Source organism: Actinomyces sp. oral taxon 180 str. F0310 (assembly GCF_000185285.1).
GTDB lineage: Bacteria > Actinomycetota > Actinomycetes > Actinomycetales > Actinomycetaceae > Pauljensenia.
Genome location: NZ_GL622194.1, coordinates 1,662,061 through 1,681,407 on the forward strand (window position 1 = coordinate 1,662,061; position 19,347 = coordinate 1,681,407).

At 64.9% G+C, this 19,347-nt stretch carries 12 protein-coding genes; 4 read left to right on the forward strand and 8 right to left on the reverse strand.

The annotated features are described in order from the left end of the window. Positions 1 to 153 precede the first annotated feature (153 nt). Positions 154 to 1,461, forward strand: coding sequence for a hypothetical protein (locus HMPREF9006_RS10650; RefSeq protein WP_156794404.1), 1,308 nt, complete (start codon positions 154 to 156; stop codon positions 1,459 to 1,461). Here HMPREF9006_RS10650 and HMPREF9006_RS07095 read toward each other — a convergent pair. The 8 genes from HMPREF9006_RS07095 to HMPREF9006_RS07125 form a co-directional block, all read right to left on the reverse strand. Further along, positions 1,406 to 1,984, reverse strand: a complete 579-nt coding sequence (locus HMPREF9006_RS07095; RefSeq protein ID WP_034231397.1) for a hypothetical protein — start codon at positions 1,982 to 1,984, stop codon at positions 1,406 to 1,408. The two genes, HMPREF9006_RS10650 and HMPREF9006_RS07095, sit on opposite strands and share 56 nt — an antisense overlap. After that, complete coding sequence (locus HMPREF9006_RS10405) at positions 1,914 to 2,672, reverse strand: hypothetical protein (protein WP_232209858.1); 759 nt, start codon at positions 2,670 to 2,672, stop codon at positions 1,914 to 1,916. Before HMPREF9006_RS10405 ends, HMPREF9006_RS07095 begins: the two co-directional genes overlap by 71 nt. Before the next feature lie 596 nt (positions 2,673 to 3,268). Then, positions 3,269 to 3,391 carry a hypothetical protein gene (locus tag HMPREF9006_RS11010; RefSeq protein WP_009212915.1) on the reverse strand — a complete coding sequence of 41 codons (123 nt, stop codon included), beginning with the start codon at positions 3,389 to 3,391 and terminating at the stop codon, positions 3,269 to 3,271. 152 nt (positions 3,392 to 3,543) lie between these two features. Beyond that, a complete protein-coding gene (locus HMPREF9006_RS07105) occupies positions 3,544 to 4,047 on the reverse strand; it encodes an Imm61 family immunity protein (RefSeq protein WP_009212916.1) in 504 nt (167 codons plus the stop codon). Continuing rightward, the gene (locus HMPREF9006_RS07110) at positions 4,044 to 8,471 is read right to left on the reverse strand and encodes a putative T7SS-secreted protein (RefSeq protein ID WP_034231403.1); all 4,428 of its coding nucleotides are present in this window, start codon (positions 8,469 to 8,471) and stop codon (positions 4,044 to 4,046) included. Before HMPREF9006_RS07110 ends, HMPREF9006_RS07105 begins: the two co-directional genes overlap by 4 nt. A gap of 6 nt (positions 8,472 to 8,477) precedes the next feature. After that, positions 8,478 to 8,816: a hypothetical protein gene (locus HMPREF9006_RS07115; RefSeq protein ID WP_034231406.1), complete on the reverse strand. Its 339-nt coding sequence runs from the start codon at positions 8,814 to 8,816 to the stop codon at positions 8,478 to 8,480. 12 nt (positions 8,817 to 8,828) lie between these two features. Then, complete coding sequence (locus tag HMPREF9006_RS07120) at positions 8,829 to 9,128, reverse strand: 1-deoxy-D-xylulose-5-phosphate synthase (RefSeq protein WP_202812304.1); 300 nt, start codon at positions 9,126 to 9,128, stop codon at positions 8,829 to 8,831. Next, complete coding sequence (locus HMPREF9006_RS07125; RefSeq protein WP_009212921.1) at positions 9,125 to 9,520, reverse strand: hypothetical protein; 396 nt, start codon at positions 9,518 to 9,520, stop codon at positions 9,125 to 9,127. The genes HMPREF9006_RS07120 and HMPREF9006_RS07125 overlap by 4 nt, the downstream gene beginning before the upstream one ends. 235 nt (positions 9,521 to 9,755) lie before the next feature. Here HMPREF9006_RS07125 and HMPREF9006_RS07130 point away from each other — a divergent pair, with 235 nt between their 5' ends. The 3 genes from HMPREF9006_RS07130 to HMPREF9006_RS07140 form a co-directional block, all read left to right on the forward strand. Beyond that, positions 9,756 to 11,477 (forward strand): alpha/beta hydrolase, encoded by a 1,722-nt coding sequence (locus HMPREF9006_RS07130; RefSeq protein ID WP_009212923.1) that lies wholly within the window; start codon positions 9,756 to 9,758, stop codon positions 11,475 to 11,477. A gap of 158 nt (positions 11,478 to 11,635) precedes the next feature. Continuing rightward, positions 11,636 to 16,195, forward strand: coding sequence for a S8 family serine peptidase (locus HMPREF9006_RS10160; RefSeq protein ID WP_009212924.1), 4,560 nt, complete (start codon positions 11,636 to 11,638; stop codon positions 16,193 to 16,195). Between the two features lie 222 nt (positions 16,196 to 16,417). Then, the coding region (locus HMPREF9006_RS07140) for a S8 family serine peptidase (protein WP_009212925.1) at positions 16,418 to 19,347 on the forward strand (2,930 nt) is incomplete at its 3' end.

Sequence of the window (19,347 nt, forward strand, 5' to 3'; positions counted from 1 at the left end):
GGTAGATGAACCTGTCTCTTCCTTGTCGCGGTGCGGCCTGGCATCCGCAGCGTCGTCGGACCGCCCGTTGCGGGCATGCTTGTCTGCTGTTGAGTCGGTACCCTTCTGCTGGTCCGCGTCCTTGTCGTGCTTGGGTGTGTTCTCTTCCTTGGAGTGCTTCGAGTTGTCGGCGTCCTTGTCGGACTTGGCGTCGCCGTCGGTGTCCTTGGGGTGCTCGGCGTCGTCGTGGTGTGCGGCGTCGTCTGCCTGGTGAGACTTGTCCGAGGTGGGCTTATCTGCCTCGGCCTTGTCGGTCTCGGACTTGTCGCTGCGGCGCGCCGAATCGTCGGCGTCGTCTGCCTTGTCGTTGGCGGAGTGGTCCTTCGACTTCGGGTCGGCGTCCTTCTTGGTGGTCTCGCTGTCGGTGTCCTTGGGGTGCTCGGCGTCGTCGTGGTGTGCGGCGTCGTCTGCCTGGTGAGACTTGTCCGAGGTGGGCTTATCTGTCTCGCCCTTGTCGGTCTCGGACTTGTCGCCGCGGTGCGACGAATCAGCAGCGTCGTCGGCCTTGCCGTTGGCAGAGTGATCCTTCGCCTCCGGATCGGGGTCCGCGTGCTTGGCCGAATCGTTGTCGGACTTGGTGTCGGCGTCGGTCTCGCCGTCCTTGGTGGTGTGCTTGTCGTCGGTGTCCTTGGGGTGCTCGTCGCCGTCGTGGTGTGCGGCGTCGTCTTCCTTGTGGGACTTGTCCGACGCGGGTTTGTCGGCCTCGGTCTTGTCACCGTGGCGCGCCGAGTCAGCGGCGTCGTCGGCCTTGCCGTTGGCGGAGTGGTCCTTCGCCTTCGGATCGGCGTCTGCGCGCTCGGCCGAATCCTTGTCGGACTTGTGCGTGTCGGCCTCGTCCTTATTGGACTTGCCGTCGGCGTCGTCTTCCTTGTGGGACTTATCCGACGCGGGCTTGTCCGGCTCGTTTTTCGCGGCCTCGGTCTTGTCGCCGTGGCGCGACGAATCAGTGGTGTCGTCGGCCTTACCGTTGGCGGAGTGGTCCTTCGCCTTGGGGTCAGCGTCCGCGCGCTCGCCGGAATCGTGCCCCTGCTTAGCGTCGGTATCAGCCTTACCGGAGCCATTTGCGTCCCCGGAGCCGTGGCCAGCCTTCCCTGCGTCTGCGGCCTCGTCCGCGTTGGTGGCGGGCGCGTCTGCTGCAGGCCTTCCACTGTGCGGCTGCTCGTCGGTGCTGCCCAGGGCTTCTTCGAAGGAGAGGTCCTTCTTAGGAGTGGTGGGTGCGTCGGGGGTGCCGTCTCCACCTTGTCCTACCTGGGAGGGTGTCGGCGTGGCCGGCGGTGGAATCAGCGCGTGAAACGCCGTGCGTGTCGCCGGTGGAAATGCCGATCTGCACGGTGCGGACCCATGGCCTCGGCCCTTAGAAGCCTTTCTATCGGCCGGACATCGGGGGACTTATCCGTGAGATGTCGACGCCCGCGTTGCTGAGCTGGCGTAGATATGGCTCGAATGATGTCCTGAACGGGGTGAGCGCTGGACTTGCGTCGGCGTTGAGGTACGAGTTGAGGTAGTCCTCGACCGAAAACTGCACGGCAAACTGCAGCTGTCGAAGCGCGGCGCAGTTCCTCGAATTGAGGGACAGCTCCGGATTTGCGATGTACTGATAGTTCGTGACGCGAGGCCAGCGGGTGGGGGAGGAAACCCACCGGCTACGCAGCTCATCGGTGAGGGTGGCAGGCAAGATGGCGTCCTGGAAAAGGTCCGCGCGGCGCAGTGCTCCAACCGCAGCGATAACGATGTACGAGGCTATCGTCGAGCTCTGGGTGTCGATGCAGAATATGGCGCTTGGGTGGCGTTCGGGCCAACTGAAGAAAAACCTGTCTTCGATGGTCCAGACCGCAAAGAAGTCGGTGTTGTAACTCGAGAAGGCGTAGCCGTTCTCAAAGTTCTCGGGCGTTACGGAAGTATCCGAACAGAGCTTCCCAATCAGGGGCTTTAACGTCTCCAACATGGGCAGAAACTCCTTCAATGATGTGTTGAGTGACGAGCTCGTCGATCGATAGCGGAGAAAGATTATTGAATGTGACTCGCTCCAGGAAACGAACCTGCGGCGCATACCCGCGCGAACCATGGTCCTCGGCAAGGAGGCAAATCTCGATGAAAACCCCATCCGGTAGCGGGTCAGCGGTGAATTGATATTGGTGGTACAGCTCGTTCATTTGTGCGGGCGGAGCTGACCTGCAATCTGCGGGAATGATGCCGTTGTCGATGATTGGGGTGAGGGAAAAAGCTCCGACGTGCCCGATGTGATCGAACCCCGTGACGTGAAAGTCTTCGATGAAGCTCTCTTCGTCTGAGTAGTAGCGGTCTGATCCAGCGATGGCCCCGTGATCAATATCGTCACGCCATGTCGGAGAAATGCTGCCCGGGACGGAATACTGCGAACGCATCCAATCAGCCGTCGAGCGCATCTCCGGATGCGTGCCGTGCGCGAACTGGCCCTTGAGATCAAGAGCGACATCTTTGCCGATGCGGAAGCGACTCCCCAGCCCGCTGAAGGCATGCATGAGGGCATCGCCCGGTCCCGGCGCCCGTACGGGGAAGAAACGGGTTTCGGGATCGAGCGGGCGGCCGGTATTTGGGGCAGGGGGATTGTCTACCAATTTAAGCCTCGTTTCAAAGGGTTTATGGGTAGTCATAGCATGTTTGGCGACCTGTGAGTCGTGTTGTCTCTATCGTCTTAGGGAGCGATAGTAATCGTGAGATTCCGCAGTCCAACTGAACTGGGATTAGGCCCTTGGAAGCGACGTGCATGTAGTGGCTTCCCGCCACAAGGCACACCCTACGTCAACAAGAACGACTCCGCGCAGCCTTCACGGCAGATGAGGTGCTATCAGTGTCGAAGTCGCCTACCACTGCGCCCAGCAAGTGCGAGACTTCTTCGATCTAGCCGCCCCCACCCAAGGCCGACTCCTGGCCGCTCGTCTTGTCGAGAGCCTACCAGCGTGTCTCATCCGCGAAATCGCTCGCCTGGGCCGAACCCCTGCGCAAGTGGAAGGACGCGTTCTTGGCCTACTTCGACACGGCCGGAGCCAGCAATGGTCCCACCGCCACTCAACTCTGAAGAGCGAGTAAAGACGATGCTGTCGCCGTTGTCTTCTATGAGCTCCGGGGGAAAGTGCTCGCCGAGGAGCGCTAGTGCGTGGCTCCGAAACTCTTCCCACATGACTGGCTCCCTTCGCTAGGTTGGGTCCTGCTCCGATTATGCCATCGAGGCAGGCTATCCCCATCCTACCTAGGCGCCGCGTGCTGAAGCGGCGACTGCGACAGTGAAGAACAGTCTGCCGTCTCGTTCCTTGCGCACGACTGAAGAGTTCGCGCAGAGCGTGGATATGAGATCGTCGAATTCTTTCAGCATGGGCACTCACTCCTTCGGGTCATTGCCTCTGCGGACATCGCAACTGACGGGCGAGCGCGAAATGGTACACCTCCTCCCGTCGTACGAGGGGAGGAGGTGTGACCGACGCTCTCGTCCTATGCTCCGTGAGCACAAGGCGGGAGAGAGGAGTGTCAGCTCTGCTGGTACAGCGCGGCGTATCCGGCGCCCGACGGTTCGAGGACCAGGGAGAGCAAGTCCTCGCTTGACGTGCCCATCAGGTACGACAGAGGCACCAGGGCATCGGGGGAGAGGTTTGTGTATGTTTTGGGAATGGGCGAGGCTTTGCTTGTCAGTAGATAGCTAATCGGTTCGCGGAATTTGATGGAAAAGCTGGGGTGAACGTCGGTCACTGCTGGGATAGCGAGGGGTGGGAGCTGGTGTGCTGTGCGAATGTCGGCGGCGAAGTGCATGACCGCGAACTTCTTGAAGATCTCGAAGGATACGGAGCTGAAGTCTGCCCCGCCGAATGAGTATTTATCGACCTGGCCGTAGGCGTAACGGTCCTTCCGAGTGGTGAATGCGTCGTAGATAAAGCTATGACCCGGCTCGACCAGGATCAAATCATCGTCAATCCGGGTTGTGTGCCCGGATAGCTCACACAGGCGAGTGATGTATGCGGCAAGTTCTTCGTTCATTTGATTGTCTTTCTAACTAGAACAGGGTTTGGGCCTTCAAGGAGTCTTTGGGCGCTTAAGTAAATTTTATCGCCGGATTCATCAACTGTGTACAGCCTGACCTGTCGTGATCCTCCGGGCGAATCAAACCATGGGTACACAATTCCCGTTTCTACGCGTGTTCCTGCAGGTAGGTTTTCTGGGTGGAACTCGAATTGGCTGTATGGGTCGTAGAGTGAATCTGCGTGGATTGATCGCTTCTGGAAAGAGTCCGGCCCGTCCTTGCCTACTAATGCGAAATATCTGCCATGGTCTTCTCCAACTCGATCAAGATTCCCGGGGTACTCCTTAATAAAATCGTCGACTGCCATATCCTGGAACGGAGGAATTCCCTTTTCTGGATCTCCATGAAGGTAAACGCCATCTATCATGTCGTCGGCTAGCTCAGGATGCTTTTTTACATTTGGCCAGTCTGTTTCACCATCAGGTCCGGTCGCGCGTTCCTTGTACAGATCTGCAGAAATCTGTTCACCAGTATCAGGATCTGTGCTGATTGGTTCTCGATGATCGACCAGATCTGCGCCGATCGGCCCGTGATCCGTATCGAGTGTGTGGCCATTCTTCTCCGCAAAATCGGCGATAAAACCGTCGTTTGCCTCTTTGTAAGGGCCAGGATGGCCGCCTGCTGTGATCCCGTCGGCAAAGGCTGGTTCATCGTCGGAGCTTTCGTTTCCGTCGTGGCTTCCGGAACCCTCGCTGTCACCGTCCTTGTCGGACTTGGAGTCGGCGTCGTCCTTGGTGGGATTGGTGTCGGCGTCGTCGTTCTTGGTGGTGTGCTTGTCGTCGGTGTTCTTGGGGTGTTCGTCGCCGTCGTGGTGTGCGGCGTCGTCTTCCTTGTGGGACTTGTCCGATGTGGGCTTGTCGGCCTCGGTCTTGTCACCGTGGCGCGTCGAGTCAGCGGCGTCGTCGGCCTTGCCGTTGGCGGAGTGGTCCTTCGCCTTCGGGTCAGTGTCCGTGTGCTCGCCGGAGTCCTTGTCGGACTTGTGCGTGTCGTCGGCCTTGCCGTTGGCGGAGTGGTCCTTCGCCTTGGGGTCAGCGTCCGCGCGCTCGCCGGAATCCTTGGTGGACTTGGTGTCGCTGTCCTTGTCGGACTTGTGCGTGTCGGCCTCGTCCTTGGTGGACTTGGTGTCGGCGTCGGTCTCGCCGTCCTTGGTGGTGTGCTTGTCGTCGGTGTCCTTGGGGTGCTCGTCGCCGTCGTGGTGTGCGGCGTCGTCTTCCTTGTGGGACTTGTCCGACGCGGGTTTGTCGGCCTCGGTCTTGTCACCGTGGCGCGCCGAGTCAGCGTCGTCGTTGGCCTTGCCGTTGGCGGAGTGGTCCTTCGACTTCGGGTCGGCGTCCTTCTTGGTGGTCTCGCTGTCGGTGTCCTTGGGGTGCTCGGCGTCGTCGTGGTGTGCGGCGTCGTCTTCCTTGTGGGACTTGTCCGACGCGGGTTTGTCGGCCTCGGTCTTGTCACCGTGGCGCCCTGAATCGGCGTCGTCGTTGGCCTTGCCGTTGGCGGAGTGGTCCTTCGACTTCGGGTCGGCATCCTTCTTGGTGGTCTCGCTGTCGGTGTCCTTGGGGTGCTCGGCGTCGTCGTGGTGTGCGGCGTCGTCTTCCTTGTGGGACTTGTCCGACGTGGGCTTGTCTGCCTCGGTCTTGTCGCCGCGGTGCGCCGAGTCAGCGGCGTCGTCGGCCTTGCTGTTGGCGGAGTGGTCCTTCGCCTTGGGGTCAGTGTCCGCATGTTCGACGGAGTCGTGGCCCTGCTTGGTGTCGGCATCGGCCTTACCGGAGCCATGTGCGTCGCCGGAGCCGTGGCCAGCCTTGCTAGCGTCGGCGGCCTCGTCCGCATGGGTGGCAGGCGTGTCTGCTGCAGGCTTTCCACTATGTGGCTGCTTGTCGCCACCCAGGGTGTCCCCGGCAGGAGTTTCCTTCTTGGGGGTGGTGGGCGCGTCGGGGGTGCCGTCTCCACCTTGTCCTGTCCGGGGGGTGTCGCCGTGGCCGGGGGTGGAATCAGCGCGCGAAACGCCGTGCGTGTCACCGGAGGGCATGCCCGGATCGGCACGGTGCGGACCCTGCGCAGGGGTCGACGAACCACCGCGGGTACCAGAATCAGCACCAACATGACCGCCGCCGTGGCCCGTGGGGGCACCAGTAGCGTGCGTGCCACGCGAGGCGTCGCCTATGCCGCCACCGACATCAGCGGAATTGGTGACACCGTTCGCGCCATGAGCTCCGTGCCCTGCGTTTGCTCCGAAATCGGCGGTGCCGCCGAAGCCGTCCGCTCCGTGGCTGACACGGCTCGGATCACTGCCACCGAACGCGCCGGCGCGCTCGTAGGATCCCTGAGCGCCCACGCTGGCCTCGCGACGGCCAACGCCCGCACCGACAAGCTCGTCGGCACCGCGCGTCTGACCATTAGCGTGGGTCGAGCTGTCATCCAGGTAGGAAGAATTCATCCTGTTCTCAGTGCCGAAACGATCAGTGCCGACACGATCGAAATCGTCCCGGTTTGTAGACAAGCCGCCAGAGTCCGTCCACGAATCGGTGGGCTTCCGCGGAGGCTTGCCGTCAGCTGCAGCGGCAGACTGTGACCCGACCTCGTCAGGTGTCATGGAACGATCATGGCCAACACGGTAAGAATCAGTGGGCTTCTTCGGAGGAATGGCATCACCCGTAGCAACGCGCTCACCCACACCCTCGTTGCGCACGGGAGTAGCGGGGGAGCCGCCAGCGGGGCTGTGGCCGGAAGCCGCCCCATGCGAGCCACCTGAGGGAGCGCTGGTTGCGCGAGCTCCGTGGGTCCCGGTGGCGGGAGCGCCGGGCGCGGGTGCGCTGGTTGCGCCGTTGGCAGTGCTGCCCGCACCGTGGGTGGCGCCGCCAGTATCCGCATTCATGAACGCGTTGTTGTGAGCGCCGTGAGACGCGCTGGGTGCAGTGTTGGCGGGGGCTGCGTGTCCGCCGGTGCCGGCATCGCCAGCGGCGGACGCGTGAGGCGTCGCGGCGGGCTGGGCCGCGCTGGACACACCGTTCGAGCGGTGGCCTGGATCCGGGGTGCCGGTACTACTGAGGCCGCCGTTGTGTGTCCCGCGGCCCGCGTGGGAGGCGTCCCCGGCGAGGTCGGAGGCGCCAGCAAGATCATGTGCCCCGCCGCCGACGTGGGAGGACCGTCCAGAGAGGTGGTCAAGTCCGGCAAGGTTGTTCGCCCCGTGCGACGCGTTCCCGGAGAGATGGCCGGCATCAGAATACTTGTTCGCGTCCGCCATCAGGTTGCCACCGCGCAAACCCGACAGCTGCCTCCTGGCATCAGCGCCCAGCTTGGCCACGGTATCGGCCGCGTCCACACCATGGTGGGTGAACTTCGTAAACAGGTTCTTCCCGAGCTTGCCTAACGCACGCACATCGTCGGGGTTGACCGGCAGGATGGCCTTGAACACTTCCTTGCCGATATGGGCCATCCGAGCCAACCGAGCGGCTCCCGAAGTGGCTTTCTCGCCAGCGGACGCCGCCGTTCCGGTCCCGGCTGTCGCGATAGCAATGAGCACGTCCGGCAGCAGGTGTCCGATCGCGCGCCCGGGATCGTCGGTCCACGTGTCCCAATCGACAAGCGCTTTGCCCAGGCCAGCGAAGAACGCTCCGGGATCCTCCCACAGTGCCTTTGCTAGGCCGGCGATGGTCTCCATTGGAATCGTGCTGTGCTTGGCGTAGAACTCATCCCAGGTCATCTGACCCATCAGCATGCGCCCAAAGTCAAAGAGCATCGGGACGCCGCTGAGTGCCAATCCCAGCTTCACCAAGTCGGCCACCGCTTCGACGAATCCTTTGACGACGGAGCCGACCGTGCGCTTGACCGAATCCCACCACGTGCGCTCGGGCAGTTTCGCGATACCAGCATTCAGGGCGGTGATGAGTAGGTCGCCGGCCTCGTTGACCTGATCGACCAGCGTCTCGAAATCAGCGACCGCGGCCGCCATCGCCGAGCGGCCCGGCCCCTCGTCGCACGAGGCGTCAAACATGGGGATGCCGCCCTCTGCTGCGGCTTGGCTCCGCGCGTCAGCCTGATTGTTCTGCGCCTGCTGGACCGCGTCGCGGCCCTGCTTCCACCGCGAGCGGATCCCATCACACTGGCCCTGCGCCGACGCTAGCGTCGACGCATACGACGAATACGCTTCAGACGCGGAAGAGAAGGCCTCCTGGGCGTCCAGCCAGCCCTTGGTCTGCACCTTGAACTTAGAGCGGAAATGATCCGCCGCGCGACCTTCCCACCCATCAGACTTCAGGGAAGACAAGCCGGAATGAATCTCACCGAACTCGTTGGCGCGATCCATCATCACCGCGGCGCGCGTCGAGATCCCACCGGGATCCCCACCGATCTTAAAGACCGGCGCACCATGCGCGACAACGCCCACGCCAGATCACGCCCCCGAACCGACGACAGGAGACTGCCCCAGAGCTTGCGCAGCCTGCTCCACTTTAGCCATGTGCTCTTTCGACTTGTCCATGTATTCCGCGTAGGCACCCAACGCGCCACTGACCGCACTACTGGCAGCCTTAATCTCATCACGCAAGTCGTTCGTGCCCTTTTCCCACGTGTCCTGGAACGCGTTTGTGCGATCCCACACCTCAGGATTCTCTAGCATGCCAGAGTTGGGAACCCAGTCCTCCACGTCATACTCCTTGGCCGCCTCCTCAAAAGACGACAACGACTCCACGAAAGACGACATCGCCTGCAAATCGACCTTAAAATCACTCACGATTGACAACCCTTAACTGTCGATACACGCAAACGCTTTAGACTCAGCATGCTGGCCTTCGGCGAGAATCTCTTCCATCGCGTCAGCCGCAGCGGTTAACAACTCAGCCAACTCCTCGCCACGCTCTTCCAAACGCTTCAACGCGGCATCGCACGCCTGACGAGACTCACCCGTCCAGTCACCGACGCTGCTCTTAATGCCATCGCTGACATCAGGGATGAAATTCTTGACCACCGCGACCCGTTTACGGAACACCTCTGCCATCTGTGTGGCGTTAGCCTCCTGGAACACCAGCATCGAATCGCTACTCACTGTTCGCCTCCATCAGCACCTTGCCCAGCCATAGCCTGCAACTGCGCGTACAAACCACCCTGGGACGAGCCATTATCACCAGACTCCGAACCGGAAGCAGCCTGAACCAACGACTGGATGATCTCATCCTCACACGCGGAAAAAGCCCGTTCCACACCCACCAAGGCCTCAGCCAAGCGACCCAAGTCATCAAACAACACAGTCAGAGAGTCGCCCCAGGCAGTCATAGCATTACCCAACGGCTCCATATACGAGCCATTCAAACCCGCAGACAAAGACGTAATATCCTCGCCCATCGGAGCCACCGACTGAGAAATAGGCTCAGCAGTAGCCCCAATACCCTGGGCAGCCTCAATCAGCTTCCCAGGAGTAAACCCAACGTCCGCGCTCATGGCATCAACCTACAAACCCGCTGAACGCCCGTCAACCGCAGGGGTTGTGCCAGCTCGTGTTCCAGGTGCTCGTGTTCGCGGTGCGGTGGGCATTCGAGCTGGAACGTCGAATGCGCGATCGGGAAACGATGGCATGTCGTGCTCGCCCTGATGAGTCTTCGATGTTGCAGGGAGCCGCTAGCCACGGCCTCGTGCCCCGGGTGAGGGGCGGCGGGCCACCTGGCACAATGGGGCCATGGGTTTGTCGTTCCTGGGCGTGATCGCGGCCCTCGCGATGTACGCGGTCAGCGTCGCACCGTCGCTGATGGCGCGTTCCTGGGCGTGGCACGCCGTCGCCTCGGGCGTCCTGGTCGCGTGCGGATACGTTGCCGGCGTGGTCGTGCAGAACGTCGGCGCCCGCGTCATCCGCGTGACGGGGCTGACGATTCGCGCCTCCGAACCCGTCGAGCTTGGATTCCGTATCGGGATAGCCACCCTCTTCGCCGCGTGGTGGCTCTACGCGGTGATCCAGTCGTATCGCCGCGCCCGCGTCGCCGCGAGGCTGGTGAACATGCCGGGGGAAAACCTGGGGGAGTACGTCCTGGGAACCCTCGGGGCAGTCGCGGTGGCATGGTGCCTGATCTCGCTCGTGGCGGCCCTCGTCGGGGTGGGCCATGCGATCATCGCGATGCTCGCCGTCTACATGCCCAGGCCCGTGGCCGTCCTGGCTGGCGTGGCCATCCTGTGCGTCGTCATGTTCTTCCTGACCTCGAACGTGATCCTGCGCGGCGGCATCGGTTTCTTCCGCCACCACGCCGAGCAGATGAACACGAGGACCGCGCGCGGCATCTATCCGCCCGTCGTCCGCGAGCGCTCCGCCTCGCCGGACTCGCCCGTCACCTGGGAATCCGTCGGCGGGCAGGGCCGCGTGTTCCTCGGCAGGGGCCCCTCGCGCCTGGACATCGCCCAGGTCAGCGGCGCCGAGGCGAAGGAACCCATCCGCGTCTACGCCGGCATGCCCACGGCGGGTGCCGGAATCGAGCAGGCGGCCTCGACCGTAGTGGAGGAGCTGCGTCGCACCGGGGCCTTCGATCGCGCGGTCATCCTCCTGGCCGCCTCGACAGGGTCGGGCTGGGTGGACGAGTGGCAGGTTCAGCCCCTGGAGTTCCTCACGCGCGGGGACTGCGCGACCGCCTCCCTGCAGTACTCCTACGTGCCCTCGGCGCTGAACTGGCTGACCGGCCTGGAACCCGCGCAGGAGGCATCCGCCGCCCTGTTTCGCGCGGTGCGCACCGAGTTGGACACCATGGACGAGGCACACCGACCCGCCCTCTTCGTCTGCGGTGAATCGCTGGGTGCGTTCGCGTCGCAGTCGGTCTTCGCCTCCGCTCGCGAGGCGCTCGAGCAGGCGGACGGGGCCCTGTGGGTGGGAACGCCGGCGTTCACGCCGATGCACGCGGCGCTGACGGCGGCGCGACACCGGGGGAGCCCGGAGGTAGCGCCCGTCGTCGACAACGCTCGGCGCGTGCGCTTCGTCAACGAGCCCTCGGACCTGCGCACCGACCTGTACGGCCGCGAGCTCGGAACTTGGGGATTCCCGCGCCTCGTCTACGCCCAGCACCCCTCCGACCCGGTGGTGTGGTGGAACAACAAGCTGATCTGGACCCAGCCGGATTGGCTGCGCGAACGCGCGGGGCGAGACGTGTCACGCGACGTCGAGTTCACGCGCTTCGTGACGTTCATTCAGGTTCTCGCGGATCTGCCGGTCGCGGGGACCGCTCCGGGCGGCCACGGACACACCTACCACGAGGAGCTCATCCCCCTGTGGCGGGCGATCCTCGGTTTCGACCGGCTCGCCGGGGAGGAGCCGACCCATCCTCGCCTGGCTAGCCTGGACGGGTCCTGGGTGGACGAGGCGATGATGGAGCGCATCGGCATCGTCGTGCGGGCGAACCTGGAGCTCTCGGATCGGCAATAGGGTGCCACTGACCGACTGGTTACCGTACAAATGAAGGTGCGGAATACAAGTTCTGAGTTTGTCTTCGTGTCGTTTGGTCGCTATCCTTAGCCTGTTTCAATCCCTCAAGGGCGAGACCTGCTGACGCTCGCCTCCCAAATAAATACACGGTGGAAAAAATGAAGCGTTCGCGCCTTGCAGTGCTCTCCCTCGCTGCCACCCTGGGGATCGCCATCATCGCCCCTCAGGCATTCGCCGACTCAGCCGACACGCTCGTCTCGGCTCCGGCCTCGCCCCCCTCGTCGAACGCCGGTAAGCTCCTGGAGCCCGAACTCACCTCGAAGTCACAGTACGACGCGGGCGGGGCGACCACGCCGTCCGGCGACCTGCTTCCCGACGAGGAATCGAACCATCCCGTCACGGTCATCGTCGAGCTAGAGGAAGGCGACGCCGGGGTCGCGTGGTACCGCCGCGCGGTGTCCGCCGATGCCAAGCGCACGGTCGTCAAGGAGCGTATTCGCACGGCCGTGGAGGCCGCGGCGCCCGGCCAGGTGACCTCGGGTGGCGGCCCCGTCACCGAGGTCGAGGACTACGAGCACGTGATGGAGGGCTTCGCGATCGAGGTTCCCGCCGGAGCGGTCGAAGCGGTGCGCGGGGTCGAGGGCGTCAAGCGCGCGTTCGTCGAGCAGACGGTCACCCCCTCGTCGGAGGAGGGCTACTCCGGTCCCCAGAACCAGTACTCGCTGGACATGACGGGCGTGGACCGCATCAGCCAGAAGGGTGATGGGACGACAATCGCGATCATCGACACGGGCTTCGACACGACCCACGAGGCCTTCTCCGGTGCGCTCGATGAATCGAGGGCTGCCTACTCATACGACTCGATCTCCTCGGTCAAGCGAGGCCTGAGCACGGGCTGGGCGGGCGCCTACGTGTCGGCGAAGATCCCCTTCGCCTACGACTACGGCGACGGCGACTCCGACGTCATTCCGCACACGGTCCACAACATGGCCCACGGCACGCACGTCGCGGGCATCGCGGCCGCGAACGGCGGAGCGATCCTGGGGTCCGCACCCGGCGCGCAGCTGCTGCTCATGAAGGCCGGAATCGACGCCACGGGAGGGCTGTCCGACTCGGCGATCTTCGCCGCCCTGGATGACTGCGCGGTCCTCAAGCCCGACGTCATCAACATGTCCTTCGGATACGCGGGCGGCGCCTCGGAGGCCCGCAACGACACCTACGGGTCCGTCTACTACCGCCTGTCCGAACAGGGCATCATGCTCAACGTCGCGGGCGGCAACTTCGGTGCCTCCTCCCAGGGAAACGCCAGCGGCTGGGGCCTGCCCTACGCCTCCGACCCCGATTCGTCGACGGTCGCCCAGCCCTCCACCTACACGGCGTCCCTGTCGGTCGCCTCCGTCGATAACGCCAACGGGTGGGGTCCCTCCACCTACAAGGCGTCAAGCTTCTCCTCCTGGGGCGTGGCCCCCAACCTGACCCTCAAGCCCGAGATCGCCGCGCCCGGCGGATACATCTGGTCGGCGCTGCCGGGCGGCACCTACGGCTACTCCTCCGGCACCTCCATGGCGACCCCCTACCTGGCGGGCATGGCCGCCGACATCAAGCAGCGCGTGGAGTCCGACCCCGGTTTCGCCTACATGACCGAGGCCCAGAAGACGGGCGTCGTCTACAACCTCCTCATGGGCACGGCCAAGCCGCTGGTCGACAACGAGGGCGGCCGCGGCGCCTACTACTCGCCGCGCAAGATCGGCTCCGGCCTAGCCAACGCGGTGGCGGCCTCCTCCGCCACCGTGTTCCCCACCGTCGTGGACGCGCCCGACGAGACGCGGCCCAAGGCCGACCTCGGGGACGGAACCGAGGGCTGGACGTTCTCCATTCGCCTGACCAACACCGCCTACGAGGCACGCACCTACCGGCTGAACACGCAGGCGCTCTCCGAGGTCGTCGCCTCCGGCGTCTTCACCCAGCACAGCGCCAACTGGACCGACCAGGGTATTTCGGTCAGCTACTCGGGCGACGTTAGCGGCAGCGCGGACTCCTCGACGATCACCGTGCCCGGCCGAGGCGTCGTCACCGCGACGGTGACCATCACGCCGCAGGCGGCCTTCGCCGCCTACGCCGGCGCCTACGCGCCCAACGGCACCTTCGTCGACGGCTTCACGGTCCTGACCTCAATGACCGAGGGTGAGCCCGACCTGTCCGTTCCCTTCCTGGGATTCTACGGGGACTGGGGCGCCGTTCCGGTCTTCGACTCCCTCGCCTCCGACGGCGGCCAGGCCCACGCGGTGGCCTCTCGCCTCGCGTCCGCGACCACGGGTGTGTCCCTCGGTGTGAACCCGCTGGCCGGCTACACCTCCGCGTCCTCGGCGCCCGCCCCCAACCCGGACGCCTACGTGGTGTCCGCGTCGACGTGGGCTCAGGGACCCTCCGCGATCCGACCCGTCACCGGCCTGCTGCGGTCAACGAAGAGCGTCACCTACACCTACCAGGACTCCGCGGGCAACACGGTGCGCCAGTACTCCTACAAGAACACCCGCAAGTCCCTGTATGACGACTACACACGCCTCATCGCCTCGGGCGAATCCTCCATGGGCGACCCGTACTTCGACGGCTACGACTGGTACGGCCGCCGCCTGCCCGAGGGGCGCTACACGCTGCGCATCGACGCCGTCACCGACGGCCCGAGCTTGCGCACCCAGACGCTGACGTACTCCTTCGCCTACGACCTCACCGGGCCGAAGATCAGCGGCGTTCACGTGAGCGGCCAGGGCGAGGCGCGCACCGTGTCCTTCGACGTCACGGACTCCTCGCCCCTGGCCTCCATCGACTTCCACGACCCGGCCAACGGCTCCTACTACTACCGCACGCTCGTGACCGACGGGGGCACCCTCGGCGCTGACGGCCAGCGCACCTATCACTTCGACGTGCCCGTCGCGGACCTGCAGCGCGGCTGGGAGTCCCAGGGAGGCACCGGCCCGGCTCCCACCAACCCCACCCTGTATGCGTGGGACTACGGCGTGAACGCCTCCGCGGGCGTGACCGTCTCCGTGGACGCCTCGGACCCGATCTCGCTGTCCACCTCCTCGGTCGTGATCCCATCGGGCGAGACCTCCCAGGTCTTTGCCGTCCTGAGCCCGAGCCTGTCGGGTTCGCAGGTCGTGTGGTCGCTCGCGGACTCCTCGGTCGCCTCGCTGTCCACCTCCTCCGACACCCTGACGGCGACGATCGCCGCCGGAACGAAGGAGGGGGCGACGACCCTGACCGCGTGGGTGCGCCAGGGGGACGGAACGTGGGCGTCGGCCTCGGCGGAGGTGAGCGTGCGCGCTGCGGCCTCCTCCGACTTCGTCATCGACGAGGCCGGGGTCCTTCGCTCCTACAGCGGTAGCGATACGGAGGTCAGCGTCCCCGGCGGCGTCACGGCCCTGGCCGACCGCGTGTTCGCACGCTCCTCCGTCGCCTCCGTGGAGCTGCCCGACACGGTCGAGCGCATCGGGGCTTCCGCCTTCGAAGGCGCGGCCTCCCTGGCGAGCGTGACCGTTCGCGACGCGCGCGGGCAGGTCGGCGAGGGGCTTCCCTCGGGGCTGCGTCAGATCGGCGCGCGGGCGTTCCTGGGCACCGGGCTCGCGGTCATCAACGTGCCGGACAGCGTGTCCGATATCGGCCCGGGAGCCTTCGCGCTCATGCCCTCGCTGACGGGGGTGAACATCGGGAGCGGCGTGCGTGAGGGCCAGCTGGTCTCCACCTTCACCGCCTCGCCGAAACTCAAGGCGATCACCGTCAAGGCGGACAACGCCTCGTACGATAGCGTCGACGGGGTCCTGTTCACGAAGGGCCGCGACACGCTGCTGACCTACCCGCTCGGACGCGCGGGCGTCAGCTACACGGTCCCCGACGGCACGCGAGCGCTCGCCCAGGAGTCCTTCGAAGGGGCACCCCTGGACGAGGTCACCCTCCCCGATAGCCTGCGCCGCATCGACCGCTACGCCTTCGTCGGATCCCGCCTCTCCTCCCTCACCCTGCCAGACTCCTTCGAGATGATCGGCGCGCACGCCTTCCGAGGCGTCACCTCCCTCACCTGGGTCAACATCGGCGGGACGACAACCATCGGAGAATCCGCCTTCGACGGGGACCGGAACCTCACCGCCATCAACTTCCGATCCGACCTGGCTCGCTTGACGAGCATCGGCGCCAACGCCCTGCGCGGCGTGCCGGTCACCCCGCCCGCGCTCACCTCCGCGAGGGCGCAGGCCGAGACGCCCGCGAGCGACACCGCATCCGGGAACGCACCCACGCCCGCGCCCATCGCCAGCCCGGAGGCCACCGGCTCAGACTCGGCCTCGGACGACCGCGCGACGGGCGGGGACGCCGCGCCGGCGACGCCCAACCCCAATGCCTCGGCCTCGGCCTCGCCCGACGCCCCCGACCAGGGGCAGGGGAGCGAAGCCCCCCAGAGCAGCGCCGCGCCCGCTGCGAGCACCCGCGCCCCCGGTGCCGCGGCCTCCTCCCCAGCGGCCGTCGGGCAACCCGTGTCCGTCGTCGGACGCACCGCGCTGTCTCTCGGCGACGCGGCCGACTACCACGCGCCGCACCCCAAGAGGACACGGCCCTCGTCGCTGGCGGCCACGGGAGCCTCGACAAACGGCTTCGTCGGCATCCTCACCGCTGCGGCGACGCTCGGCTTCGTCCTGGTCGTCGCTCGCAGGCAACGCCTGAGCTGACGACAAACAGCGCGAGGGCCCCGGGGAATCACCCCCGGGGCCCTCGCGCACGCGCGCCCAGACCAAAGAGCGAGCTAGACACTTCAGATCCGCTTAATGATGGCATTAGCGCTCCGGTGATTGTCACCCGCGCCACATACGGTATCTTGTGGGGGACGGTCGCGATGACGGACCGTCCCAAGTCGGCCGCAGGCCGTCCCACAACACAATTGGAGAAGGCTTATGTCAATGAAGAAACCAGCGGCGTTCCTGGCATTGTTCGGCGCCTGCGCGCTCGTGGTCACCGGCCCCGCCGCCATCGCCGCACCGAGACCAGCGGAGTCATCACCCCCGCCCCCGGCTTCGTCTGTGCCTGTGGGTGATGTGGATACGGCGTTGAGGTCCAAGGGTGGGCTGAGTTCTGTTCCTGAGGGGTTGGAGGGTTCCGGTGATCGGGATCCGGCTCGGGTTGTGGGAATGATTGTTCAGCTTGGTGATGGTGTGGATCGTGCTGCGGTTGTGGCGTCGATGAATGAGGCTGTGTCCCGGTTGTTCCCGGGTGTGTCGGTTGAGGTGGAGCGGGAGTATGGCAATGCGTTGGATGGCTTTGCGTTGCGCGCGCCTGCTGGGTCTCTCGAGGCGATTCGCGGCGTGAGCGGCGTGAGCGCCGCCTTCCTCGAACGCGAAGGCCATGTCAGTGACCTTGCGGGTATCGATGCCGAGGGCGGCACCGCCTCCGCGCGCGATGGAGGACAGGATCCGGCCAACCTCAGCGCCCAGCTGATGATGCGCACCGACCAGGTCACCCAGAAGGGCGAGGGCAAGGTCGTGGCGGTCATCGACACGGGCGTCGATACCTCCCATCCGGCCTTCACGGGCGCGCTCGAGGGAACCCCCGCGCTGACCGCGGAGTCGGTGGCCGCCCTGGCGCCCAGGCTGGGTGCGGGGAAGACCGGTGCCTACGTCAGTGAGAAGTTCCCCTTCGCCTACGACTACGCCGACTCCGACCCCGACGCGACGCCGCGCGAAGGCGGGTCAGGCTTCCACGGGACGCATGTGGCAGGCATTGCTGCCGGCAACGCCGACAAGATCGTCGGCACCGCCCCGAATGCCCAGGTCCTGGTCGCCAAGGTGACGCGCACCGAGGACGATGCGCTCCTCGACTCGGCGCTGCTGGCCGCGCTCGACGACATGGTTGTCCTGCGCCCCGACGTCATCAACCTGTCCCTCGGATGGACGGCCGGCATGGATAACGAGGCCGACTCCGTCTACGCGACCGTCTACAAGAAGCTTCAAGACGCCGGGGTCACGGTCAACGCGGCTTCAGGCAACGCCTTCTCGACCGGCTACGGCAACAACTCCGGTAAGGGCCTACCCTACGCCTCGGACCCCGACTCTTCGGTCATGGACGAGCCGGCGACATACCCCTCCGTCGTCGCGGTGGCCTCCGTTGAAAACGCCCTGATTCGCAACGCCTTCACGGCCGCCGGACGCGACATCGGATACCAGCGCTCGCGCGGCATGAACGGGGAGAAGGTCGCATACTTTTCCGACCTGCCTGCCGGAACCTACGAGTACGTGGACGCCGGTTTCGCCTCCGAGGAGGACGCCGAGGCCCTGCGGAAGAAGTACCCCGAGGGCCTGGCCGGTAAGATCGCCCTGGTTTCGCGCGGAAAGATGACCTACCAGAAGAAGGTCGAGAACCTCTACGACCTGCATCCGGACGGGGTTCTGGTCTACAACAACGTCTCTGTCGGTTCCCTCATCATCATGAACCTGACGACCCAGGACGTTCCGGCCGCCTTCATCTCCCAGGCCGATGGTCAGGCGATGCTGGAGGCCGCCGACCACCACCTGACGATGGCGCAGGGGCAGGTTCTTCCCCAGTCCTCCATCTACGAGGCCTCCGGCTTCTCGACGTGGGGGGTGTCCCCGGACCTGCGTCTCAAGCCCGAGATCGCCGCTCCGGGAGGCAACGTTTTCTCCGCAATACCGAACGGCGCGTACGAGCAGACCTCCGGCACGTCGATGGCGACCCCGCAGATGGCGGGCATTAGCGCGATCGTCCTGCAGCGTGTCGAAAATGATCCGCTGTTCGCATCCATGAGCGCGCGCGAGAAGGCCGACGTGGTGCAGAACCTCATCATGGGAACCGCCCGGCCGCTGACGGACGCTGCGCAGACTTCGGGTGCGCTTTATTCTCCGCGTAAGCAGGGTGCTGGCCTTGTGGATGCCCTGGCGGCGACGACCTCGTCGGTGTACCCGACGGTTGTGGGGGCCCCCGAGCAGTCTCGTCCCAAGGCGGACCTGGGGGATGGGACGACCGGTTGGCATTTTGATGTCACGTTGCACAACTTGTCGGGTGTGGAGGCCACGTATGAGTTGAGTTCGCAGGCGCTGTCTGAGATTGTTGACGGTGGCTCTTTTACCGAGCACTCCGCCGATTGGCGAGGCCGTGGGGTGGAGATTCGGTACTCGGGTGGCGCGTCGGCCGCGACCGAGGGGGCGAGCGTGACCGTCCCGGCGGGTGGTGAGGCGACCGTGGGTGTGGATGTTGCTCCGGGTGGGGAGTTTGCCTCGTATGTTGCGGATAACGCGCCTTCGGGTACTTTCCTGGATGGTTTCGTGCGTTTCGCCTCGAAGACCGGAGGCCAGCCCGACCTGGCCGTGCCCTACCTGGGTTTCTACGGGGACTGGGGCAAGGCACCTATCTTTGATGCCCTCGCCTCCGAAGGCGGTGCGCACACCTTCGCGTCGGGCATCTACAACGGGACCACCGGACAGCTCCTCGGATACAACCCCCTCGTCAAGGCTGCAAACCGTCGAGGGGCCCCAAACCCGGATCGCTACGTGATCTCCCGATCGCCGGCCATGGGGGCGCCCACCATCCTCGAGCCTCGCACGGGCACGCTGCGCAGCGTCCACTCGCTGACCAGCACCTACACTCGTCAAGGTGGGGAGGCGGTCACGTCGGTGACGAACTACCGGAACTGGAAGTCCGTCTACGTGACGAGCACGGAGGAGAATACCTGGGTCGAGGCCTACCACGATTCGACGGCCTTCGACACGCGTTCGGAGACGTATCGCGGCCTGCCTGATGGGATGTATCAGTTGACGATCTCCGCTCATAATGATGGGCCTTCGGAGGTGGAGCAGTCGGTCTCCTATAGGTT

Coding starts and splice junctions, on each gene's coding strand:
- HMPREF9006_RS07105 (WP_009212916.1), bottom strand. CDS start 4,047: ATGAACGAAGAACTTGCCGCATACATCACTCGCCTGTGTGAGCTATCC.
- HMPREF9006_RS10405 (WP_232209858.1), bottom strand. CDS start 2,672: ATGACTACCCATAAACCCTTTGAAACGAGGCTTAAATTGGTAGACAAT.
- HMPREF9006_RS11010 (WP_009212915.1), bottom strand. CDS start 3,391: ATGCTGAAAGAATTCGACGATCTCATATCCACGCTCTGCGCGAACTCT.
- HMPREF9006_RS07125 (WP_009212921.1), bottom strand. CDS start 9,520: ATGAGCGCGGACGTTGGGTTTACTCCTGGGAAGCTGATTGAGGCTGCC.
- HMPREF9006_RS07130 (WP_009212923.1), top strand. CDS start 9,756: ATGGGTTTGTCGTTCCTGGGCGTGATCGCGGCCCTCGCGATGTACGCG.
- HMPREF9006_RS07095 (WP_034231397.1), bottom strand. CDS start 1,984: ATGTTGGAGACGTTAAAGCCCCTGATTGGGAAGCTCTGTTCGGATACT.
- HMPREF9006_RS10160 (WP_009212924.1), top strand. CDS start 11,636: ATGAAGCGTTCGCGCCTTGCAGTGCTCTCCCTCGCTGCCACCCTGGGG.